The sequence below is a fragment of the Aggregatilinea sp. genome (assembly GCF_036822615.1).
Lineage (GTDB): Bacteria > Chloroflexota > Anaerolineae > Aggregatilineales > Aggregatilineaceae > Aggregatilinea.
Genome location: NZ_DAISHJ010000026.1, coordinates 23709 through 45887, shown reverse-complemented (window position 1 = coordinate 45887; position 22179 = coordinate 23709). Strand labels below are relative to the sequence as shown.

The window sequence follows — 22179 nt, the reverse complement described above, 5'->3', positions numbered from 1 at the left end:
CGTTGGTTTTTCCGTCTGCGAAGACCGCGATCCTATTCCTTGAACTCGTCCAGTTGATCCAGCACCTTCGAGCTGACCGAGAGGTGAACCTTGTCTTCGGTCACGGTGGTCACCCACGACGTCGGGACCAGCTTCTTGGTCTTGAAGATCAGGCCCTCGGAGATCACGAAGTGGCTGATGCGGTCGTTTTCGCCCACGAACAGGCGCTCGACATCACCCACATGCTCCCCGTCGCTGCTGAGGACCTTCGCGCCTTCTTCCAGCGCGACCGTGCCAGCGGGGATATTGTGCACCACTTCGACCGGGGTCAGGTACGGCGCGTAGCCGTAATTTCCGGCGTAGCCGGGCGTGCCCCACCACGCCGCCCCCGCGGGCGGATACCAGTAATAGGGCGCGGGCCGGCCTTCACCGAGCGCCTGCCGGTCTTCGACATCTTCCCACGGCACATAATACCGTTCCTCGTAAGGCGGCAGATCGTCCAGATTTTTGATGTCGCTGCGCAGCGTCACCGTGTCCTCGGTCGAGGAGGCGATGTCTTCGATGCGCACGACCTTATCTTCCGGCAGCAAAAAGCCCTTGCGCACCACGACGTGCGTCACTTCGTTCGTCTTGGGATCGAGCACAACCCGGTCGATGCTGCCGACCTTATCGCCAGCCGCCGTCTTGACTTCAGTTCCATCCTTGAATTCCATCTCGACTACTCCTTTAACTGCATCACAGACGCGGCCCGGCGAAAACTGGGCCGATCCATGCAGGGTACACGTCACACTCATAAGGATAGGACGTCTGCGGCGCCGTCACATCAGGAGAGTGGCGCATTTGGACATAGGAGAGGTAGATAGGTCATCTGGCTCATAGGGGAACGGCGAGGGAACGAAAAGGGCCAGAGCTTGCCTGCCCCGGCCCCGATCAGTGCCAGATTGAAGCCAGACTGAAACGCGGTTATGCGCCGCGCAGACCGGCGATCAGCGCGAGCGTGGCGCGCGTCGCGTCTTCGATCGCGGCGAAGTTCCCGGCCTTGACCCAGTCCTTTTTGACGAGGTTGCTGCCCATGCCCACGCAGGTCACGCCCGCGTTGAACCACCCGCGCAGATTCTCCTCCTCCGTGGTGACGCCGCCCGTCGGCATGATGCGCGTCCACGGGCGCGGGCCGAGCATATCCTTCACGAAGCCGGGGCCGCCCACCGCCGTGCCGGGGAACACCTTCACGATCTCAACGCCCCACTCCTCCGCCCGCGCGATCTCGCTCACGGTCCCGCAGCCGGGCATGTAAGCGACCTTGTGCCGGTTGCAGACCCGCGCAACGTCTTCGTTGAAGGTGGGGCCGACCACGAAGTTCGCGCCGTGGGCCATGTAAAGCGCCGCCGTGGGCGCGTCGTCCACCGAGCCGACGCCGATGATCAGGCCAGGCTGCGCCTGCGCGCAGTGCTTGACCAGCGCCGAAAACACCTCGATGGCGAAATCACCCCGGTTGGTGAACTCCAACACGCGCGCCCCGCCGTCGTAGAGCGCGGCAGCGATGTGCTGGGCGGTGTCGGCATCGGCGTTGTAAAAGAGCGGGACCATGCCCCCCGCAATCACGGTATTGAGGACGGTCAATCGATCGAAGCGTGCCACGGTAACAATCTCCTGTTTTCATAAAAGGGCCAGACGCCGCGCGCCGCGACTCATCTGGCCCAAACCATACCCGAATCCGCCGTTTGGAGCCACCCGCCGTCAGTCGAGCGGGGCCATCTCGTAAATCACGATCCCGTCGAACGACGTCTGGCCCACGATGCGATCCTGCCGGTCCACCAGCCAGTTCGACATGTCCGACAGACCGCGCCGCAGCGGATCGAAGTCGCGCACCCAGCCCTGCCGGTGGAAGTCCTCCCACTGGTCGCGGTAGATCACCCAGATCCGCGGCGCGCTGCGCTCGACCGCTTCCGTATCGGGCGTTTCGGTCAGCAGGAACGCGCCGTCCAGCACGTCCTCGCTGCCCTTATACGAATGCTCGAACGCGTCCAGCGTCGTCGTGCGCGCGAACAGCACGCGGTCTCCCGGCGCGAAGTGCTCGTCCATGAACCGCCCCGCGTCGCTCCAGTCGGTGCGCTGGTAGCTGCCGCTGGTGAACAACTGGACCGACAGCAGCGCGCCCGTCAGCACGACCACCGCGACCGCTGCCCGGCTCCAGCGCGGCGCAATCCACCGCCAGCCGACCACGAACAGCAGCATTACCGACGGGCCAAGCAGCAGCATGTAGCGGTCCTTGTACTTGCTGTACACGGTGATGCCCATGATGAACAGCGCCAGCACGGGCACGACGCTCGACGTGATCCAGTACAGGCGATCCGGCTGGGGCCGCCACGTCCGCACCAGCGCGACCACGCCCGCCGCGATGCCGATCGTGCCCAGCACTACGCCCGGCACGACCCACCAGGACCAGCTCCCGTCGAAGCCTTCGAGCAGGTTCAGCAGCGTGATCGGCAGGTCGCTGATCACGGGCGGGTGCGCCATACCCACGTAGCCGACCGGCTCGTATTCGCCGGTTGCCACCAGCATCCACAGCAGCGCCGGGGCGACCGCCGCCGCCTGCGCGATGCCCCACGGAATCCACATCTCGCGCGTGCGCCGCCACAGCACGACCAGCAGCAGGCCCTGCGCGGCGGGCAGCGCCAGCGAGGAATAGTGCGTCATGTAGGCAAACATGCTGCACAGCCAGAACGCGATCCACACCCGGCGCGTGCGCTGGCCGCGCAGCAGCAGGATGAACAGGTAGGTGAACAACATGCTGAACACGAACAGCAGCGTATAAAAGCGCGCCGTGCGCGAGAGGATCACGTGCAGCGGGTTGACCGCCAGCAGCGCGCCGACCTCCAACGCCAGCAGGCGATCGCCGTACAGGCGCGTGATCATGAACATCAGCAGGGCGATGTTCACCACGCCCAGGATCATGGCGGGCAGCCGCAGCAGCACGTCCGAGCTGTGCGGCAGCACCTGCATCATCATGTAATAAATGGGCGCCTGGTTGCCCGCGCCGAGGATCGAATCGATCGCTTCGTCGAGCGGCACATTGGCACGCAGCGAGGTGAGCACCTCGTCCGTCCAGAAGTCCGCGCCGCCCAGGTTCCACGCGCGGAAAGCGAGGCCCACCAACAGAATAACCACGACCGCCGCCCAATAGCGCGATGTCGCCATCGCGCTGGGCCGGATCACCGCGTGATCGACGAACAGCGGGGACGCCGTGCGCGCAGCGACAGCGTCAGCCTGTGAAGTTGCCGGAGGCATAAAGGTTCCTTCCTTGAAGGGGGATGTGTGGGTGTGTGAATCCCTGATGCTCCAAAAAAGCCCGTCCCCATTTTAACTGATTGCGCTGTTAGATGGTACGGTGTTGGGCGCAAAAGGTTCCGGCGGCGATAGGTGGCAGGGTGGCCCAGGCGCACCCGTGCCATGTGGCTGCTTCCAAAATGCGCCACGTGCCTCATTTCGCGGCGACGTGGATGGGCTAAAGTGGAGGCATATCAGCAAATGACAGACATGACAGATTCGTGGAGGACACAATGTCCGAATATCACCCTAAAGGGGACGATCACGACGAGCACGACGACGATTACCAGGAAGAATATGGTCCTGGCTACAAGTACAGCGGCGGCGATTACGATCCGCGCAAGGTGAGCACGCGCGACCGTGAGTATTACGCACAGTCGTACGAGCAGACGGAAGGCGGCGACACAGGCGCGCTCGAAACGGCTCGCGTCGAAGACCCGATGGAGTTTGCCCCTTCCACCGACCGGCGCGACGACGCGCGCATCCTCGAAGATGTGATGGAACTGTTCGTGCGCGACGACCGGCTGGACGGCGACAAGATCCACGTGGCCGTGGACAACGGCCAGGTGATCCTGCGCGGCAGCGTCCGCAGCGATCCGATCAAGGTCCACGCCGGGCAGGCGATCCAGCACATTACGGGCGTTCGCAAGGTGCACAATGCCCTGAACGTCGAGGGCAAAAACGCTTAACGCGGTTTATTCTACTTAGACTTAACGGCTGGCGGGGTTTTCATCGCTCCGCCAGCCTTTTCTATTTTTAGACCGCTACTCCCACGGATTTTCCATCGTCTGAATCAGCACGGGGCGACCGATCTTCACGTTGTCGCGCCGCGTGACCAGCCACAGCACCAGATCGGCAATATCCTCCGGCAGCAGGCACTTGTTCTTGTTCAAACCCACCGCGTCCTCGGACATTTCGGAGATCACCATGCCGGGGCAGATCACGTGCACATGGATGTTCAGATCCTGGTTCTCGCGCTGGATGTACTCGGAGAGGGCGTTCAGCGCGTGCTTGGACACACCGTACGCGCCGCTGCCAGGGTAATATTCGAGGCCGGATTCGGAGCTGATGTTGATGATGTGCCCGCGCCGCCGCTCGCGCATAGAGGGCAGCACGGCGCGCGCCATCAGGAACGGGCCGCGCAGGTTGATCCCCATGATCTGGTCCCAGTCCTGAATGCTGTGCTTGTGGATCGCACCGCCGCCGCCGATGCCCGCGTTGTTCACCAGGATATCCACCGGGCCGAACGCCTCGGTCGTCTCTTCGATCAGGCGCTCCACGTCCATCTCGTCCGCCACCGTCGCCTGAATCGCCAGCGCCTGCCCGCCTTCGGACTCGATCTGCGCGACCGTGTTTTGCAGCGGTCCCAGCCGCCGCCCGCAGATCACGACCTGAGCGCCTTCGCGGGCCAGCGCCAGGGCGATCCCCTGCCCGATCCCGGTGCCGCCGCCCGTCACCAGCGCGACCTGATCATCCAACTTGCCCATGACCAACCTCCTGTTCGCAGTCCGGCTCCACAGCCGGTAGTACGAGTCTAAATGACCCACCTGTCCAATCCAAAACCCGCCACCTGCCTCATATCAGGCCCTGTGGAATCCGGTAAAGTGGAGGGTGGGTGTCAGACTCGGGGAGACGGAATCCGATAGGGTCGTGTTGTATTGGTATTGAAGTGGGACGCGTTAGCTGCCCCGAGTGCTCCACCCAACCAAGATTCTCTACAATTCTATAGAGGAGGATTCGGCGATGCACTTCTATCCTAAGTGGATGCTGTCGCTCGCGCTGATTTTGGCCGCCAGCCTGACGGGGTTTGGCGCGGGCAGCGTGACCGCCCAGAGCGATATGCAGGTCGCGGCATCGGCGCAGTTGACGGACTCTGCCGGGAACCCGGTTGGCACGGTGCGTTTCATCGACGAGCAGGAATATGGCACGATCGCCATGATCGTCCAGGTGCAGAACCTGACGCCCGGCTTCCACGGGTTCCACCTGCACGAAACGGGCCAATGCGATCCGGCGGGCGATCCGCCCTTCGGCTCGGCGGGCGGGCACCTGAACCTGACCGGCGCGGCGCATCCGTCGCATGAAGGCGACTTTCCCGCCCTGCTCGTGATGCAGGACGGCACCGCCGCCATGTCGTTCCGCACCGATCGCTTCACGATCGCGGACGTGCTCGACGCGGACGGCTCGGCGCTCGTCGTGCACAGCGGGCCGGACAATTACGCCAATATCCCGGCGGACTACCTGCAAGAAGGCGAGCAGCTTCTTGAGAGCACGGCCAACAGCGGCGACAGCGGCGACCGGATCGCGTGCGGCGTCGTGGCGCAGGGCGACATCCCGACCGAGCAGCCTGTCCAGCCGCAGGGCACCGAGCCCGCGATGAGCGAGACCGCCGAACCAATGGCGACCGAGGCGATGGTCGTGCCAATGGCAACCGAAGCCATGGTGGAACCGGCAGCCACCGAACCGGCGGGTTAACCCGCGCACCAGTACCGCTTAAGCATGACATTGAGGCGGCCCGGCGATCGGGCCGCTTCTTTTTTGCGCGTTTTTGCGCGTGCTGCCCGCCGCCCCACCGGGTTAAATTCCTTTAATCACAGCCAACGCCCGCACGATTTCACATTAAACAACCTTAACCGCGAATCGTTCGCTGTGTGGGGCGTTTGTGCTACGATTGGAAGCGGTTTTCCACTCGATCCCCCAACCCAGGAGCAGGCATGTCCGCCACCGTGTTCACCGATTCGTTTGAGGGCCTCGACGACGCCACCTACCAGCGGCGTAAGCGGGCCTGGGCCATGTATGATTGGGCGAACTCGGCCTTCGCCACCACCGTACTGGCCGCCGTGCTGCCCGCCTATTACAGCTCCGTCGCCGGGGCGAACCTGCCCAGCGAGGCGACGGCGACCGGCTATTGGAGCATCACGCTGGCGATCGGGCTGTTCATCGTCGCCATCCTCTCGCCCATCCTCGGCACCGTGTCGGACATCGTGCGCGGCAAGAAGAAGTTCCTGTCGCTGTTCGTGGGCATCGGCGTCGTCGGAACCGGGCTGCTGGTGCTGGTCGGCACGGGCGACTGGCTGCTGGCCTCGATCCTGTTTGTGGTCGGGCGCGTCGGCTTTTCCGCCTCGCTGATCTTCTACGACGCGCTGCTGCCGCACGTCGCCAGGCCGGACGACGTGGACCGCCTGTCCACGACGGGCTACGCCATCGGCTACCTGGGCGGCGGGCTGCTGCTGGCGATCAACATCGTGATGATCTTCACCCTGGGGGCCGAATGGGGCGCGCGCTGGTCGTTCGTCAGCGTGGCGATCTGGTGGGCGGTATTTTCGATTCCGCTGTTCGTGACCGTGTCGGAACCGCCCGCCGCAACTGCCGCGCTGGGACCGGGTGAAAGCGTGATCCGGGCCAGCTTCACCCGCCTGGGGCACACCTTCCGCGACCTGCGCCAGTACCGCGAGCTGTTTAAGTTCCTGGTCTCCTTCCTGATCTACAACGACGGCATCGGCACGATCATCGGCATCGCCGTCATTTACGGCGCGGAACTGGGCTTCGGCACGCTGGAACTGGTCGCGGCGCTGCTGCTGGTCCAGTTCGTGGGCATCCCGTTCAGCTTCGTCTTCGGGCGCATCCCATACAAAACGGAGCGCAACCGCGCGTTCTTCCTGGCGTTCATCCTGTGGAACCTGATCATGCTGCCCGCCGTAGGGCTGGTGGGCCGCGCCGTGCTGAGCGAGGACCTGACGGGCGCGTCGCTGCCCGATTACGCGGCGGTGGGAGCCGTGCCGGGCACAGGCGAGTACAGCCCCGCGGACGAGACCATCGTGACGCGCGGCACCGTGACGTTCACCTCCGGCGAGGGCGCGCCCGTTTTCGAGGCGTCGGGCGCGGACTGGCAGGCCACCTTCGAGCCGGACGCGGAATTTGACGACGAAGCGCTCACATACCTGTCGGCCATGGAGCCGGGCACGGCGTACCAGATCGCCTATCACGGCACGTCGGTGAAGCTGCTGTATTCGGAAGGGCCGGATCGCGGCATCTTCCGCGCCTACCTCGACGGGGAACCGTACGACTTCGACTCGGACGACGACGATCTGGCCGTGGGCGAGGTGAACGCGTACCGGCGCACAGTGCGCTGGAACAACGCGCTGACGATCGACGCGGAAGACGCGGGCGAGCATACGCTGCTGGTGGTGAACACGGGCGCGACCGACAACGATGCCGACGGCACGCGCATCGATGTGGGGCGCGCGGAAATCCTGCCGCCGCCGCGCGAATCCAACCTGGGGCTGATTCTGGGGCTGCTGGCCGCGATCGAGCTGGGCGGGCTGGCGCTGTCGTGGACCGTGGGCAAGCGATGGGTCGTCGCGCTGGCCGATACGCTCAACACGAAGCGCTCGGTGCTGCTGTCGATCGGGATCTACAGCGTGATCGCTATCTGGGGCTACTTCATCGACTCGGTGCTCGAATTCTGGCTGCTGGCGTGGATGGTCGCCATCGTGCAGGGCGGCAGCCAGGCGCTCAGCCGCAGCCTGTACGCCAGCATGAGTCCGCGCGCCAAGAGCGGCGAGTTTTTCGGCTTCTTCAGCGTGATGGAGAAGTTCGCGGGCATCATCGGGCCGATCATCTTCGCGGCGGTGATCGCGGTGTTCGGCAACAGCCGCCCCGCTGTGCTCAGCCTGATCATCCTGTTCATCATTGGCGGGCTGCTGCTCACGCGCGTGAACGTCGAGGAAGGGCGCGCGATCGCCAGGGCCGAAGACGAGGCGCTGTTCAACAGCGGCGCGGTCAAGGGCGGCACGGAGTCGCCCGCGGGGTAAAAAGCAGACCTCACCCCCGGTCCTTCTCCAATTGGATTGGAGAGGGGAGACAAACAGCGCCCAATGGAGTTTTGTAGGGGCGGGTTTGTAACCCGCCCTGGTTTTCCGGAGCGCAAAACATAAGGGGCGTACCGCGTTGGCGATACGCCCCTACAAACTGCGTCAGGTCAAACGGGCGGGTCAGGCCGACTGGCCGCTGCTTGCGGTGGAGTTCGCGGGCTGAGCCGGTTCCTCGTTGCTGTCAGAGTTTGAAGGCGTGTTCGGCTGGTTCTGGCGACTGCCCATGTTCGGACCCTGGTTCTGGTTCCCGCGGCCCGGCATCTGGAACGACGGACCGCCGTTCTGGCGACCGAAGTCGCTGCGGAACTCGAAGCGCATGCCGTTCGAGCGCGCGCCCAGCGTCACATCGATCGACTGCGACTCGCCATCGCGCACGACGGTCAGCGTCACCGTATCGCCCTCTTCGTAGGCGCTCAGGCGGTCGCTGAGGGTATGCTCGGCGTCCACGTCCTCGCCATCGACCGCCGTCACCACGTCACCTTCTTGCAGGCCCGCGTTGGCAGCGGGAGTATCCGCATACACCTGCTCGATCAGCGCGCCTTCTTCGAGGTCCAGGCCCTCTTCAGCGGCGACGTCAGCGGTCAGGACGCGGTACTGCACGCCAAGCTGCGTCGGGGGCTGCATCATGCCGTAGCCATAGCCGTAGCCCTGGCCCATCATGCCGTGGCCCATGAACGGCATCATGTGGCCGAGTGAGAAGTCGATATCGGACAGGTTGATGTCGATAGTCTGTTCTGCGCCGTCGCGCTCCACCGTCACGGACAGCGTTTCGGTGTCCGTGAGTTCGCTGACGATCGACTCGACCGCGCTGAGGTCCATGTCGGTCAGGGCCGTGCCGTTGACCGCCGTGATCACGTCACCTTCCGCGAAGCCGAGATCCACCAGCGGCGAATCGGCGTCCAGCGTGGTCAGTTCCAGCCCGGCATCCGTCCAGGTCACCTCAACGCCCAGACGATTCTGCATCGCCGCGCCCATGCCGCCCATCATACCGAAGTGCAGGCCGGGGAAGTCGGGCAGATCGAGGTTAGACAGGTCGATGTCGATGGTCTGTTCTTCGCCGTCACGCAGCACGGTCACGGTCACCGTTTCGCCGTCCTGCACAGCGCTGAAGATCGAGTGGGCGGCTTCCAGGTTCAGGTCGGACAGGGCCGTGCCATTGACCGCCGTGATCACGTCACCTTCCGCGAAGCCGAGGTCGGCCAGCGGCGAGTTGGCGTCCAGCGCGGTCAGTTCCAGGCCCTCATCCGTCCGGGTTACCTCGACGCCGAGCATCCCGTGCAGGTACTGACCCATGTCGCCCATCATGCCGTGTATGTCGAAGTCGAAGTCAAAGTCCATGTCGGGGACTTCGATATCGCCCAGGCCGGGCAGCGCGATCTCAAGCGTCTGTTCCGCGCCGTCGCGCTCGACGACGACTTCCAGCGTACCGCCCTGCATGAGCATCTGGATCACGTCGCGCGGGCTGCTGATCTCGCTCACCGACAGACCGCCGATGCTGGTGATCACATCGCCTTCTTGCAGGCCGGAATCCGCCAGCGGTGAATCGGCTGCGATCGAGTTGACGTGCAAGCCGTCCGCTTGCGCGGTGAGGTTCAGGCCCAGGAAGTCCAGCGCGCCAAACTGAAAGCCCTGATCCGGCTGGTTGGGCGTGGTGGGCTGCGTCTCAAGATCAGCAGGACGCTCTGTCAGCGTGACTGCGTGCTCGCTCTCGACATCGTGGTAGGTCGTGGTCAGGGTGATCTCGTCACCGGGCGCGTAGTCCGCCAGCACCGACAGCAGCGTATCCACGCTGTCGATCTCGGTGTCATCGATCATGGTGATGACGTCACCCACCCGCACACCGGCTTCATCGGCGGGCGAGCCATTAGCAACTTCCATCACGAGCACACCATCGGGCGAGTCCTGCACCCCGACGCCAAGCCACGCGCTGCCGGTTTGCTGCGCCGACATCGTGACAGGCGTCTGCTCAGCCGCGTTCACCGATCCCGATAGTCCCAGCGCGCCAACCATCAACGCGAGCGCCGCTGTGACAATGATTGTCGTTCTTGCTATCAAACTTCCAGTACGCACAGTTTTTTCCTCCGAGAATTGACCATCTTTCCTATGTAAGTCTTAACAAAAAATGTAAACGATGTGTAACGGGCAGGTAAGATTTGGGTGAATTACAAGACCGTAATTGGGAATGGGCTTTGCAGGGGCTCAGAGCATGTTATGAACTTATAGTCCCCCATCCCCTATACCCGTCCCCCACGCAAGCGGAGGGAAGGGGGGAAAACCGGGCGGGTTTGAAACCCGCCCCTACAGTTCGCAGGTTCACGAGAGTATGAGAAACCAGTTTTTTCCCTCGAAAAGTGCATAACAGTCTCTAGGGACGGCTGAACCGGGGGACGCGCGTGCGCCTGCGCGCCGGACTGTCGTCGGGTTCGACGTCCGGCACGACCGGATGAACCAGCGGCAGCCACAGCGTGAAGGTCGTGCCGGATCCCACATGGCTGGTCACGTCCAGATCGCCGCCGTGCGCGTCCGCGATCCACTTGGCGATGGACAGGCCCAGCCCGGTCCCGCCCTGCGCGCGCGAACGGGCCTTATCGACGCGGTAGAAGCGGTCGAAGATGTGCGGCAGATCCGTTTCGGGGATGCCGATGCCCGTATCGCAGACGGTCACGAGCGCGCGGTCGCCGTCACGGGCGAGCGAGATCGTCACGGAGCCACCTTCGGGCGTGTATTTCAAGCCGTTCGAGACGAGATTCAGCAAAAGCTGCTTCAGCCGGTCCGCGTCACCCAAAACCTGCGCCTGATCGAGATCGCCCAGGTGCAGCGCGACGCCGTGCGCCAGCATCTGCGCCTGGTTATAGACTTCCAGCACCATCGTATCGAGATCGACCACGCCCTGATCGAGCGGAAGCCGCCCGGCGTCGGCCTTCGCCAACAGCAGGAGATCGTCCACCAGCCGCGTCATGCGCCGCGACTCGCTCTCGATGGCCTCCATCGCCTCCTCGTCGTAGCCGATGCGGCGCATCAAGTCCAGGTTGCCCTGAATCGAGGTCAGCGGCGTGCGCATCTCGTGCGAGACGTCCGCAACGAAACGGCGCTGCACGTTAAAAAGCTGTTCGAGGCGCTCTAGCGTCTGGTTGAAGGTAGTGGCGAGGCGGCCAATTTCGTCCTGGGGGCCGTGGTTGGGGATGCGGCGGCCCAGGTCGTCGGCGGCGGTGATCTGGCGGGCGGTTTCTCCGATCGTCTCGATCGGTTTGAGCGCGCGCCGCGCCAGCAGATCACCGAGCAGCAGCGACGCCAGCAGCGTGAACGCGCCGCTGATGAGCATGATCTTCAGCAGGCGGTCGATAGCCGCGTCCACCGTGCGCAGCGAGGTCGCCACCTGGATATAGCCGTACAGGTCGCCGCCGATGCGCAGCGGCGAGGCCGCCACGCGCAGATGCGCGCCGCGCACGTAAACGTCGCTGTAGACGGGATCGTTGCTGGTCAGCACGGCGGGATCGAGCGCGAGATCGTTGCCCATGCTCAGGGAGGTTTCATACAGGTACGGCTCTTGCGACTGCTCGTCGTGGCTCCAGATCTGCACGAACACGCCCGACGACAGCAGGTTGTTGAACTTCCAGGCCATCCAACTGTTGCCGTTTTGGGAGCTGCTGGTGAGCGCGCTGGTCTGCATATCACCCAGCGCTTTATAGAGGCTCTCATCCACCTGGTTCCGCAGGGTCCAGTTCAAAATGCCGGACGTTGCGGTACTAAACATGAGGATGACGATTGCCAGCAAGCTGGAGTAGAGAAATGTAAGGCGCGTGCGAATCGTCATAAGGCCGTCAGTAACCACTCGATGCCACCGGCAGGCAGCGGTTGATGTCGGCAAAATTGTAGCATTTGAAGGTTAACGTGTGATGAGAGTTCGCTACACGTCACAGCAGCGCGGGCGCGATCCGGCCCCGCTGCTCCCTTGAGGCGCGCCGCTGACCCCGGCGGGACAGATGGCGGCTGCTCAAACGCCGGGCGCTACTCCTCGCGCAGCACGTAGCCCACACCGCGCACGGTATGGATCAGGCGCGATTCGCCGTTTTCTTCCGTCTTCTGGCGCAGATAGCGCACGTACACCTCGATGATGTTGCTCTCGCCGCCGAAGTCGTAGCTCCACACGCGGTCGAAGATCATCTCGCGGGTGAGCACGCGGCGCGGGTTGTGCATGAACAGCTCCAACAGCTCGTACTCTTTGGCAGTCAGATCGATGAAGCGCGTGCCGCGCTGCGCGCGATGCGTGCCGGTGTCCAGCGTCAGGTCGCCGAACTTGAGGACTTCCGGGCGCGACGAGGGGGTACTGCGCCGGAACAGGGCGCGAATGCGCGCCATCAGCTCGTCGAAGGAGAAAGGCTTCACGAGATAATCGTCCGCGCCCGCGTCCAGCCCCTGAACGCGATCCTGCACTTCTTCCTTGGCGGTCAGCATGAGGATCGGCACGTCGCCCGCCGCGCGCAACCGGCGGCAGACCTCGATGCCGTCAAGACCGGGCAGCATCCAGTCCAGGATCACCAGATCGGGCGGCATATCGCGCGCCATCTCCAGGCCGCTGGGGCCATCGTAAGCCACATCCACGCGGTAGCCTTCGTAAATCAGGCCGCGCTTCAAGAACTGCGCGATGCGTGCTTCGTCTTCAATGACCAGGATGCGTTCGGGCATCGTGACAAATCCTTTCGCCTCCACAAACCGACCTTTATTGTACTTTACTCCGCCCGGTTTCAGATAGTCGGGGCTGAGGGTGGTCGTCAGCAAGCGCAACAGCAACGGCAGACCTCACCCGCGGCCCGTCTCCAATCAATGGGAGAGGGGAGACAAGCAGCGCCCAACGGAGTTTTGTCGGGGCAATTCATGAATTGCCCCTACCGGGCGGGTTTCTAACCCGCCCCTACAGGCTGCATGAGCACCCGTTTGCTGCCCTATTTTCCCGTCAATTTAAACTTGTCGGACTACTAGCGCATGTCGGGGAATTCGATGAAGTCGGTGGTGTCGGCGTCCGTGTCCAGCAAGCAGATCGAGCGGGACTGCGGGCAGCTTCCGCCCAGCGCGCCGGGGTTGATCACGCGCACGCTGTAGGGCCGCCGGAACTCGTTGCGCCGTTCGTGGGTGTGGCCGTGGCAGACGTAGGTGTATTTGCCCGCCATGATCAGCCCGGTCAACATGCCGAAGTCGTGGCCGTGCGTCACGCCGATGAGACACTCCCCGGCGCTGATCGTGGCGCTGTACTGGGCGCGCGGCGCGCCAATCATGCGCATGGCGGCCATCAGCTCGTCGCGGGACGAATCCATGTTGCCCCACACGAACGTCACGTTCCACCCCGCGAACAGCAGCAGTGTCTCGGCGTTGGTCACGTCGCCGCAGTGAATCAGGCGCTCGACGCCGCGCTCGCGGAAGACATCGAGCGCGTGCCGCGTATTGGCCGCGTTGTTATGCGTGTCCGACAGGATGCCGATTTTCATAGGTGGCGGTTTACGGTATAGGGCAATCCGGCGTAAGGCGCTTCCAGAAAGCCGGTGATGGGGCGCAGCGAGGCGCGGTCGAGGGTCATGATGTCCGCAAAGCCAAGCGTGCTCCAGGCCTCGTAGGAAGGCATTTCGTGCAGCAGGTAGGCCACGTACAGGGTCAGCACGGACGCGTGCGACACCACCGCCAGCGTATCGGACATGCTGTGACGCGACAGCACGTGGTCCATCGCGGCGGAAAACCGCGTCTGGGCCGCGTAGGCCGATTCCCAACCAGGCAGCGGCGCCGTATACACGCGCGAGAAAAAAGCCGCCTGCGCCGCGCGGAATCCTTCCGCCGGGACCCATTCATCGCGCCGCGCTTCATCCAGCCCCTCGATAGGGGTATAGGGGATGTTGTGGGCGGCGCGCACCGCTTCGCCCACAACCGTCGTCTTATACTGGTAGCTGGTATACACGGCGCTGACGCCCTGCCAGAAGCGCGCACCGACCAACGCATTCACCTGGGCGCGGCCTTCGTCGCTGAGCTGCCACTGCGAGGCCGGAACCGCCGGGTCAGGCTGCGTCCGTGGATGACGGATCAGGTACAGGAAAGCCACTTACTCGTCCTTCACTTCGTAACGGCCTTCGATGACGTTCTGATCCTGCTCGCGCTTCACCTTACGCTTGCTTTTGGTTCCCTCCGCGGGCGGGACCTGCCCGCGATATTCAGCGATCACGGCGGGCGGCGCGTTGTGAATGAACATCTGCAAGCCGAACACCAGCACGCCCAGGTCGTCCACGATGCCAAACGGCAGCAGCACGTCCGGCAGCAGGTCGATGGGAGACAGGATATACAGCGCCGCCAGCAGCGGGATCAGCTTGGCCCCGGCGCTGACACGGCGGTCGAGCAGGAGCCGACCGGAAAGGATCACGTTATTGAACAATCGCGTGAGCAGGTCGGGATCGTAGTTGGACTGCTTTTGTTTTGCCATACCTATTCGCCTCATTCCAGTGGGTCTATTCTACCTCGGGTTCTACTGAAATATACGCAGCATGAGCTTCCGGGTTCCGCTCCGGCGACAGGCGCGGGATCAGCCGCGCGAACAGGAACGACACGACGATCCCGGCGATGCCCGCCCAGAACGGCCAGCGCGGATCGATGCCGTAGAGCGCGCCCGCCGCGACGTTGCCCAGCAGATAGGCCAGCCCGGCCAGCGTATCGACCAGCGCGTAGGCCGTGCCGCGTAGATGCTCCGGCACGCGCTCGCTGATGATGCTCACCGCCAGCGGTCGCGCCGCATTATACGCGCCGAGCAGGAAGTACGCGACCACGACCACCGGCCACGCGCCGGAGACCAGCAGCAGCACGAACGACAGTGCTACAAGTAAGAGGCTAGCAAAAAACGCCCGCCACGACGACAGGCCGCCCAACCCCAGGCTGATGACCGCCGTGCCCAGCGCGTTGAGCGATCCGAACGCGCCGATCGACGCGCGCGAGAAGCGATCGACTTCTTCCAGGTATTGGGACGACAGCGTCTGCCCAAGATAGAGCGCGACGAACACCAGCGTCACCAGGATGAACGGCGACAGCAGCGGCCACTGGCGCAGCGCGGCGCGATTGGTGTGCTCGTGGGCGGGCCGGACGGGCGCGGGGTAATCGGTCGTGCGCAGAATGGCCGCGGTGCTCAGCGCGAAGCCAACCGTGCTGCATATAAACACGGCGCGCAGACCGATCGCGTCCCCGATCAGGCCGCCGACCGTGGGCGACACGACCAGCCCCGCCGAATAGGCCGCCCACAGCGCCGTCAGCGACGCCTGGATGGGCAGCGTCGGGTTGCGCGTCGGATCGTGGCGCAGGCTTTGGGTCAGGTACAGGTTGGTGATGGGAATCGCCACCGCCGACAGGCCGTACAGGAAAAAGCCGGGAATGGCCCACCGCCAGTCTGGCGCGATGGCGATCATCAGCACGCCGACCAGGCCGGTATACCAGCCGGGCAGCATCAAACGCCGCGCCGAGGAGCGATCGGCCAGGATGCCGACGGGCAGAATGAAGATCAGGCGCGCCATGCCCCACATGCTCAGCACGACGCCGGTTTGCGCGGGCGTCGCGCCCAGCGATTTCACGTAGAGCGGCTGCATGTAGAGCCACAGGCCCTCGCCCACGCCCCACAGCCAGTAGGACACCATCACCCAGCGGGTGTCGCGTCCCATGTCGCGCCAGAGATTCAGCACACGGACATCCTTTTGCAGCGAGCAAGAACCAGCGAGCAGCGGTTAGCGGTTAGCCAGAAACAAGAGCACAAACACAGGGCAGCGGCGCACGCTGCGGGTCGATCTCATATCCGGTAAACCTGGGGTGGATTCATGCGGTTGGACAAGCAAGAAACCTCACCCCCGGCCCCTCTCCAATCAAGTTGGAGAGGGGAGACAAGCAGAGCGCCCAACAGGTTTTGTAGGGGCGGGTTAGATGCAGTTGAATAAAATAATCCAGTCATCACCGCGACCTCACCCGCGGCCCCTCTCCAGTCTGGGCTGGAGAGGGGAGACAGGCAGTGCCCAACAAGGCTTGTAGGGGCGGGTTTCTAACCCGCCCTGGTTTTTCTATCCATCCAGACGCGGCTGGAGGAACTCCCAGACCAGCCGGTACACCGTGTCGCGCTCGACGTCCTGCGTCAGCACGTGGCCGCTGCGTTCCAGGGTGTGCTGCACCACGTCGGCGCTGCGCACGTGCCGGACGATATAGTCCAGGCTGGCGTACGGCGCGGTATCGTCCGCGCGCGAATAAACCAGCAGCAGCGGCGCGGTCAGCTGCGACAGGCGGCGGCGCACGTCGCGCATCAGGGCGGAAAGCTGCACCACGGAGGCCGTGGGCCGGATGCCGTAATCGAGACGGCCATAATCGTCCAGGCCCAGCGCCCGCTGCGCCGCCCGCACGGCCTCGTCCAGCGCGCCGGGCCAATCGCCCTTGCGCGTATAGGGCCGGACGAAATCGATCAGCCGGGCAAAACGCGCCGCGCGCTGTTCGATGAACACCGGAGCCGCCAGCGCGATCACGCCATCCACCAGCCCATCCTCCCCTGCGCGCAGGCTGAGCAGCCCGCCCATCGACAGGCCCACCGCGAACACCTGGCGGCAGCGCGCGCGCAGCAGCGCGATCGCGTCCAACTCGTCCTCGTACCAGTTCAGCCAGTGCTGGCGGCGCATGATCGCGGGCTGCGTGCCATGCCCGGCCAACCGGGGCACATACACCGTCAGGCCGCGATCGTGGAGGTAGGTCGCCAACCAGCGCATTTCCTCCGGCGAGGCGGTGAAGCCGTGCGTGCATACACAGCCTACCTCGCCACCGTCCAGCAGAAACGGCTCCGCGCCGCGCTGGATACGCACATGATCGGGATCGAGCCGTGAGCTTGCCAAATGAGTATCCATAAGGCCGATAGTCTACCACGCCGGACGCGTTCCTTCACCGCGAAAATCGCGCCCCAATGCGGCGGAACGGCAGGGGTGCGGAGCAGGCCAACAGGATGGAAAACGTGCCTCCGGCGCAGGGCGCGCAGTTGGCAGGGGTAAACACAGCGTTGTTATACTGCATGCAAGACTTTCATGAAGGAAAGGACCAGACATGTACCGCCTGCGCCCGTTTCTCATCTCGCTGATTCTGATCGCCCTGCTGGCTGCGCCGCTGCCCGCGCGCGCCCAGGAACCGGTTTTCCCGCTGCCCGCGCCGCTCTATATCCTGACCTCCGAGCAGCAGCTCATTGCCATCAATCCGGTCACGGGCGAGCAGACGACCGTTTCGCCCGTCGGTCAGCCCGTGGCCGACTTCGCCATTTCGCCGGACGGGGCGTGGTACGTCTACCGCACGCCCGCCAACGGCCCGCTGACGATCGTCAGCGACCGGATGAGCGGCAGCGGCTACGTGCTCGACTTCGAGGCCGGGCTGCCGCCCGAAGGCGCCACAGGGCCGACCATCGCCTGGGCGGAGGACGTGGCCATGATCGCGTATCTAGTCCCGGAGGGCGTGCGCATCGCGCGGCTGAGCGGCAGTGACAGCATGGCCGACATCCAGACCGTGCCAGGCGGCCCGTGGGACAGCGTGACCTGGGCCGGGCCGGATACGTGGGCCGTGACGGGCAGCAGCGGCGGCCTGCGGGCGTTCAAGTGGGAAAACGAGCGCTGGACCAGCGTGCAGCTTGCTGCGACGCCGAGCGCCGTCCCCGCCCCCGCCGAGGCTACACTGACGCCGGACGGCGTGAGACTGAGCGATGGGCAGGTCGTGCCGAGTACGGCGGGAACGATCGCGTTTGCGTGGGGGCCCGTCCCGCCGCCCACGGTCGCGGGCACGCCGCTGCCTGACAGCCTGTACTTCCTGGTGCAAGACGAAAACGACATCGATCAGGTGTGGCAGCTTCCGGCGGACGGATCGGCGGCCCACCCGGTGACCGCGTCGGGCACGGCGGTGGCCGCGTATGCGGTCGCGCCGGGGCAGGATCGCATGGCGATCATCGTCGGGGGCACGCTGAGCGTGGTCATGGTGAGCGATGGCAGCACGAGCGATCTGGCCCAGATCCAGACGGACAACGGGCGGATCAGCCTCGCGTGGAACGCGGACGGCGCGCAGATCGCGTTCAGCGATGCGCGCGGCATGTGGCTCGTCCCGGCAGATGGCAGCGCGGCCCCGCGCCTGTTGATCCAGAACAACTTCAACGAGCAGAACATCCAGGCCATTCACGTGTACTTCGATCCGCGCTGGTCGCCAGAGGGCACCCGGCTGCTGGTGACGGTGGGCCTGTACGAAGGCAGCATCTTCGGCGTGGTGGACATCGACAGCGGTACGCTGACCGAGCTGAGCCAGCTCACCGGGACTGGCGCGCGCTGGGTGGACGAGAATCGCGTGGCAGCGTGGACGGCTTCGTTCGGCTACCAGACGCCGGGCCTGTATCTGGCGGACCTGTCCGCGCCGACCGTCGCGCAGACGATCCTGGGGATGCAGTACCCGGTCTTTGACGTGCGGCAGAATCCAGCGGGGCAGTGGCAGATCCTGTACGGGTCCGCGCCCGGCCTGGGACCGCAGCTGCTGCGCGTCCTGGCTGCGCCGACCATCACCGGACCGTACGATCCCGCGTTCGGCAGCGCGACCGGCGCGTACGCGGACCAGCCGCTGCTGGGCCTGGCGGGCCAGATGGGCACCCAGTTGGTCGTCGCCGGGCTGCGCGATACGCGCTACGACGATCAGGGCCGTGCGCGCGGCACGCTGATCGTGGCGGATCTGGGGCTGGGCACCACGGTGCAGGTCGAGACGCCGGGGCCAGTATGGTCGCTGGCGTGGGGCGGCACCGGCAGTTGACCACCGGACGCCAAAAGGGGCGTACCACGCGGTACGCCCCCTCCCGGTTGGCGCGCATTATTCTGAGGCCGCGTCGATTTCTTGCAGCATGTCCAGCAGCTTCGTCGTGGTGTTCCAGTTGCGGATGGTCATGGACTTGTAGAGCGGCGAGGCCATGATTTTGTTCAACCGGCTTTTGGTGCGCTGGGCGCTGAGACGCTGCGAATAGATCACGCCCTCGCCCGGCCAGACCTGATCGACGCCTTCGCGGGGATCGAACACCGGCATCGCCTGGGCCGACTCCACGCCCATCAAAAAGATCGCGTCGCTGTGATAAGTGTCCGGTTCTTCACCGAAACCGTCGGGCTTGTTCTCGACAACGGCCTGGAACTGCGCGCGGGTCAGCACCAGGACGTTGATCGCGGGGCTGTCCAGCGTAAATTTTTCGACCAACAACGTTTCGATCTGGGAGCCCACCGTTTTGGCGTCGAGATCCGACTTCAAGATCACGTTTCCGCTCTGGATGTAGGTGACGACGTTCTCGAATCCCTGCTCCTCAAGGTAACGTTTTAGCTCCTTCATCGGGATTTTGTTTTTGCCGCCGACATTGATGCCGCGTATGAGGACCACATAGGTATTCATCGCATTTCACCCCCTGATAAATCGGTACGCTTTCATGGCGAAAGCACGGCAGGTCGTTTCTGATAGAGAGGTGGGACAAGCACGGCTCCGCCCACCTGCAAGCTGCCCAGCAGCGCGACGGTCGCGCCGCCCGCATCATCGAGCGCAATCCGCCAGCGCCACCCCAACAATCCATCGCTGCATCGTAACACTCCTCAAACACTCGATCAGCAAAGGGGTGGGGCATCTACCAGTTTTTAGTGCAACCGGCGGTCAAGCGGCCATCAGAGGAAGGCAGGCCGGGCGCTTCGCGGGCGAGGTCACGACGCGGGGATCTCTTTTTCCATCACGAGACCCGTTTCCCCATCGCGGTAGTAACCGGGGCGGCGCTCGATGATGGTATAGCCGGTGTGGCGGTAGAGGGTCAGCGCGGGAACGTTGCCTTCGCGCACGGTCAAGCGGACGTACGGCTCGCGCAGGCGCTGTTCGGCGCGGGCCAGCAGCACGCGACCCAGGCTCTGCCGCTGGTGCTTCGGATGCACGCCGAGGGTGATGATCCAGCCGCGCGCACGCAGCGGCGAACGGATCGCGGAGACAAACGCGGCCAGCGATCCGTCCGGCGCGACGATCTTCAGGTTGATGATGCTGGGCCACAGGAACAATAACAGAAGATCGGCGTACGGGTAGGCGTCGCGCGGGAAGATGCGCCGCTCCAGCGCGTGGATGGCCCGCAGATCGAGCAGCGTGGCGCGCGTGATGCGGTAGCCGTCGGGAAGGGTGGACAAACCAGTCACGGGATCGCCCGGCTAACGACGGCCTGTCGCGGTGTAGCTCTGCACCTCGTCAATGGCCGAGATCGTGTCTTGCAGCGAAAGCACTTCGTCTTTGATCTCCTGTTGGAGTCGCTGCGCGCGGGCGCCGTCCGTATCTTTCGTGTCGATCAACTGCACCTGCGCGTAAACCGTGCCCAACGCCGACAGGGTGTGATCGAGCTGGATATCGGCGCGCTTGATCGAGTTTTCGAGGCTGCGCAGGTTGGCGATCTGCGCTTCCTTGGTCTGGATCGCCTCTTCAAGTTCCGCTTTGACGCCGGGATCACTTTCCACTTCCAGGCGGCGGCGCATCGTGGTCAGTTCCTGGGGGGCCATGCGGCGGTCGCGGTTGATGATCGCGTTTTCCTCGAAGGCGTCCATGCGGCGCGCGAGCAGGTAAATTTGCTCGATCCAGTCGGTGATTTCGTCGGCGGTCTGCTGCAGGCTGACGCGCATCGCGCCGCCGCGCTGGTGGGCGGTTTCTTCGATCAGGCGGCGATATTCCAGCGCGCGCTTGAGCCGGTCGCGGGCGATCAGGTTACGGATGTCGCCGGGATCGAAACGGTCGGAGAGCATGTGATCGACCGCTTTCGCCGCCGCGTTCGGATCGGAGATGGTGGCGATCATGTAGGCGGTTTCCGCCACGAGGCCGAACACCAGCCAGTACCAGTTTTCCCAGAAGCCAAACGGCGCATAGCCCAGGCCAAACAGGACCAGGGCCAGCGCGATGATCACCGCGCTCTCGAAGCTGAAGAAGGCCGTGCTGACGATCGCGCCCCAGGCGCGGTCGCGCAGATCGTTTTTGGCTTTCGACATACGTCACCCTTTTCGGTGAAGGGCGGCTGCGCCGGGTGACGCAGGGACGCCCAAATAGGGGCGCACGGCGGCGCCCCTACCCTGATTCTTCCGTTGAGAACCCGCAGCGCGGGTATGTCCCTAGCCGCCCTCGCTGCCCAAACCGAGCCGCTGGCGGCGTTCCTGAAGCTGAAGCTCGATCTCGCTGGTCCCGATCGCTTCGTCGATCTGATCGCGGACGTTGGTGGTCGCCATTTCGAGGCGCGCCTCTTCGCGGTCGAGACGGGCGCGGATCTGGTCGCCCAGGCGCTGCACGTCTTCGTCGCCCACCCCGGCCAGATCGTCCAGGTTCTTGACCGTCTTGGTGGTCAGTTCCTTCGCCTCGACCAGTTCCAGCAGCGCCTTGAGGTGTTCGCGCTCCTGCTTGATGGTCGTCAGCTTGGCTTCCAGCTTGAGCTTGGCGTCGAGCATGCGGCGGTATTCCTGCTCCTGCGACTGCCACTGCTCGTAATATTCCTGGGCGAGCTGCTGCTTCTGGTTCAACTCCGCCTGCGCCGCCGCCGCCAGATCGGCCTTGCCACGTACCAGGAGGGTATCGATATCGCGGTCCAACTTTTCAGCCGCCGCTGCAAACTCTTCGTACTTGCGCTTGAGCGTCTTGACCGTGCCGCCAATGGTTGCCGCCGAGTCGTCCAGCGCATCGAGGTTGCGCTCGGCCTGACGGACGTACTCGTCCATCACCTTGACCGAGTTCGCTTCCAGCGCCTGATCTACCAGCCCGTGAATGTTGGCGGAGATGAGGGTATTGATCTTCTGTAACAGCGAAGCCATAAAGGAGTTCCTCCTCAGTGCTATGCCAGGCCAATACAGCAGCAGAAACCAGGATGCAGTCCGGCGGCGAGGTAAACCGGGGAGGTCTTCGCAGCAAAGCCGCCGCGCCGCCATTGAGAAGCCGCGTTTTCCCTCATGGTAACATGAAACAC

At 64.2% G+C, this 22179-nt stretch carries 21 protein-coding genes; 4 read left to right on the top strand and 17 right to left on the bottom strand.

Features of this window, described 5'->3' with window-relative positions:
- Nucleotides 1–32: 32 nt before the first annotated feature.
- The 3 genes from V7116_RS10455 to V7116_RS10445 form a co-directional block, all read right to left on the bottom strand.
- Nucleotides 33–692, bottom strand: a complete 660-nt coding sequence (locus V7116_RS10455) for a PRC-barrel domain-containing protein (RefSeq protein ID WP_324391865.1) — start codon at nt 690–692, stop codon at nt 33–35.
- Nucleotides 693–942: 250 nt separating this feature from the next.
- The gene (locus V7116_RS10450; protein ID WP_324391864.1) at nt 943–1617 is read right to left on the bottom strand and encodes a bifunctional 4-hydroxy-2-oxoglutarate aldolase/2-dehydro-3-deoxy-phosphogluconate aldolase; all 675 of its coding nucleotides are present in this window, start codon (nt 1615–1617) and stop codon (nt 943–945) included.
- Between the two features lie 99 nt (nt 1618–1716).
- Nucleotides 1717–3267: a glycosyltransferase family 39 protein gene (locus V7116_RS10445; RefSeq protein ID WP_324391863.1), complete on the bottom strand. Its 1551-nt coding sequence runs from the start codon at nt 3265–3267 to the stop codon at nt 1717–1719.
- Between the two features lie 272 nt (nt 3268–3539).
- Here V7116_RS10445 and V7116_RS10440 point away from each other — a divergent pair, with 272 nt between their 5' ends.
- The gene (locus tag V7116_RS10440) at nt 3540–3995 is read left to right on the top strand and encodes a BON domain-containing protein (RefSeq protein ID WP_324391862.1); all 456 of its coding nucleotides are present in this window, start codon (nt 3540–3542) and stop codon (nt 3993–3995) included.
- A gap of 75 nt (nt 3996–4070) precedes the next feature.
- Here V7116_RS10440 and V7116_RS10435 read toward each other — a convergent pair whose 3' ends face one another.
- A complete protein-coding gene (locus V7116_RS10435; protein WP_324391861.1) occupies nt 4071–4793 on the bottom strand; it encodes an SDR family oxidoreductase in 723 nt (240 codons plus the stop codon).
- 256 nt (nt 4794–5049) lie between these two features.
- On the opposite strand from V7116_RS10435, the gene V7116_RS10430 reads away from it, so the two are divergent.
- On the top strand, nt 5050–5778 hold the full coding sequence (locus V7116_RS10430; RefSeq protein ID WP_324391860.1) for a superoxide dismutase family protein: 729 nt from the start codon (nt 5050–5052) through the stop codon (nt 5776–5778).
- Between the two features lie 239 nt (nt 5779–6017).
- Nucleotides 6018–8117 carry an MFS transporter gene (locus V7116_RS10425; RefSeq protein WP_324391859.1) on the top strand — a complete coding sequence of 700 codons (2100 nt, stop codon included), beginning with the start codon at nt 6018–6020 and terminating at the stop codon, nt 8115–8117.
- Nucleotides 8118–8297: 180 nt separating this feature from the next.
- On the opposite strand, the gene V7116_RS10420 is transcribed toward V7116_RS10425, so the two are convergent.
- The 8 genes from V7116_RS10420 to V7116_RS10385 all read right to left on the bottom strand — a co-directional run bounded on the left by V7116_RS10420 (nt 8298) and on the right by V7116_RS10385 (nt 17059).
- Nucleotides 8298–10247 (bottom strand): PDZ domain-containing protein, encoded by a 1950-nt coding sequence (locus tag V7116_RS10420; protein ID WP_324391858.1) that lies wholly within the window; start codon nt 10245–10247, stop codon nt 8298–8300.
- Nucleotides 10248–10542: 295 nt separating this feature from the next.
- Nucleotides 10543–11991, bottom strand: coding sequence for a sensor histidine kinase (locus V7116_RS10415; RefSeq protein WP_324391857.1), 1449 nt, complete (start codon nt 11989–11991; stop codon nt 10543–10545).
- 194 nt (nt 11992–12185) lie between these two features.
- Nucleotides 12186–12863: a response regulator transcription factor gene (locus tag V7116_RS10410; RefSeq protein WP_324391856.1), complete on the bottom strand. Its 678-nt coding sequence runs from the start codon at nt 12861–12863 to the stop codon at nt 12186–12188.
- A gap of 290 nt (nt 12864–13153) precedes the next feature.
- Complete coding sequence (locus V7116_RS10405) at nt 13154–13660, bottom strand: metallophosphoesterase family protein (protein ID WP_324391855.1); 507 nt, start codon at nt 13658–13660, stop codon at nt 13154–13156.
- On the bottom strand, nt 13657–14262 hold the full coding sequence (locus tag V7116_RS10400) for a histidine phosphatase family protein (protein ID WP_324391854.1): 606 nt from the start codon (nt 14260–14262) through the stop codon (nt 13657–13659). The genes V7116_RS10405 and V7116_RS10400 overlap by 4 nt, the downstream gene beginning before the upstream one ends.
- Nucleotides 14263–14637 carry a YkvA family protein gene (locus tag V7116_RS10395; protein WP_324391853.1) on the bottom strand — a complete coding sequence of 125 codons (375 nt, stop codon included), beginning with the start codon at nt 14635–14637 and terminating at the stop codon, nt 14263–14265.
- 25 nt (nt 14638–14662) lie between these two features.
- Nucleotides 14663–15877, bottom strand: a complete 1215-nt coding sequence (locus tag V7116_RS10390; RefSeq protein ID WP_324391852.1) for an MFS transporter — start codon at nt 15875–15877, stop codon at nt 14663–14665.
- A 369-nt stretch (nt 15878–16246) separates the two neighbouring features.
- Nucleotides 16247–17059, bottom strand: a complete 813-nt coding sequence (locus V7116_RS10385; protein ID WP_324391851.1) for an alpha/beta hydrolase — start codon at nt 17057–17059, stop codon at nt 16247–16249.
- A 205-nt stretch (nt 17060–17264) separates the two neighbouring features.
- Between V7116_RS10385 and V7116_RS10380 the strand changes: the two genes are divergently transcribed.
- Nucleotides 17265–18989: a hypothetical protein gene (locus V7116_RS10380; RefSeq protein ID WP_324391850.1), complete on the top strand. Its 1725-nt coding sequence runs from the start codon at nt 17265–17267 to the stop codon at nt 18987–18989.
- A 57-nt stretch (nt 18990–19046) separates the two neighbouring features.
- Here V7116_RS10380 and V7116_RS10375 read toward each other — a convergent pair whose 3' ends face one another.
- The 5 genes from V7116_RS10375 to V7116_RS10355 form a co-directional block, all read right to left on the bottom strand.
- Complete coding sequence (locus V7116_RS10375; protein WP_324391849.1) at nt 19047–19610, bottom strand: DUF1697 domain-containing protein; 564 nt, start codon at nt 19608–19610, stop codon at nt 19047–19049.
- Nucleotides 19611–19642: 32 nt separating this feature from the next.
- Nucleotides 19643–19801, bottom strand: a complete 159-nt coding sequence (locus V7116_RS10370) for a hypothetical protein (RefSeq protein ID WP_324391848.1) — start codon at nt 19799–19801, stop codon at nt 19643–19645.
- Nucleotides 19802–19909: 108 nt separating this feature from the next.
- Nucleotides 19910–20383, bottom strand: a complete 474-nt coding sequence (locus V7116_RS10365) for a GNAT family N-acetyltransferase (RefSeq protein ID WP_324391847.1) — start codon at nt 20381–20383, stop codon at nt 19910–19912.
- Between the two features lie 12 nt (nt 20384–20395).
- Nucleotides 20396–21217 carry a hypothetical protein gene (locus V7116_RS10360; protein WP_324391846.1) on the bottom strand — a complete coding sequence of 274 codons (822 nt, stop codon included), beginning with the start codon at nt 21215–21217 and terminating at the stop codon, nt 20396–20398.
- Between the two features lie 120 nt (nt 21218–21337).
- The gene (locus tag V7116_RS10355) at nt 21338–22027 is read right to left on the bottom strand and encodes a PspA/IM30 family protein (RefSeq protein WP_324391845.1); all 690 of its coding nucleotides are present in this window, start codon (nt 22025–22027) and stop codon (nt 21338–21340) included.
- Nucleotides 22028–22179: the final 152 nt, after the last annotated feature.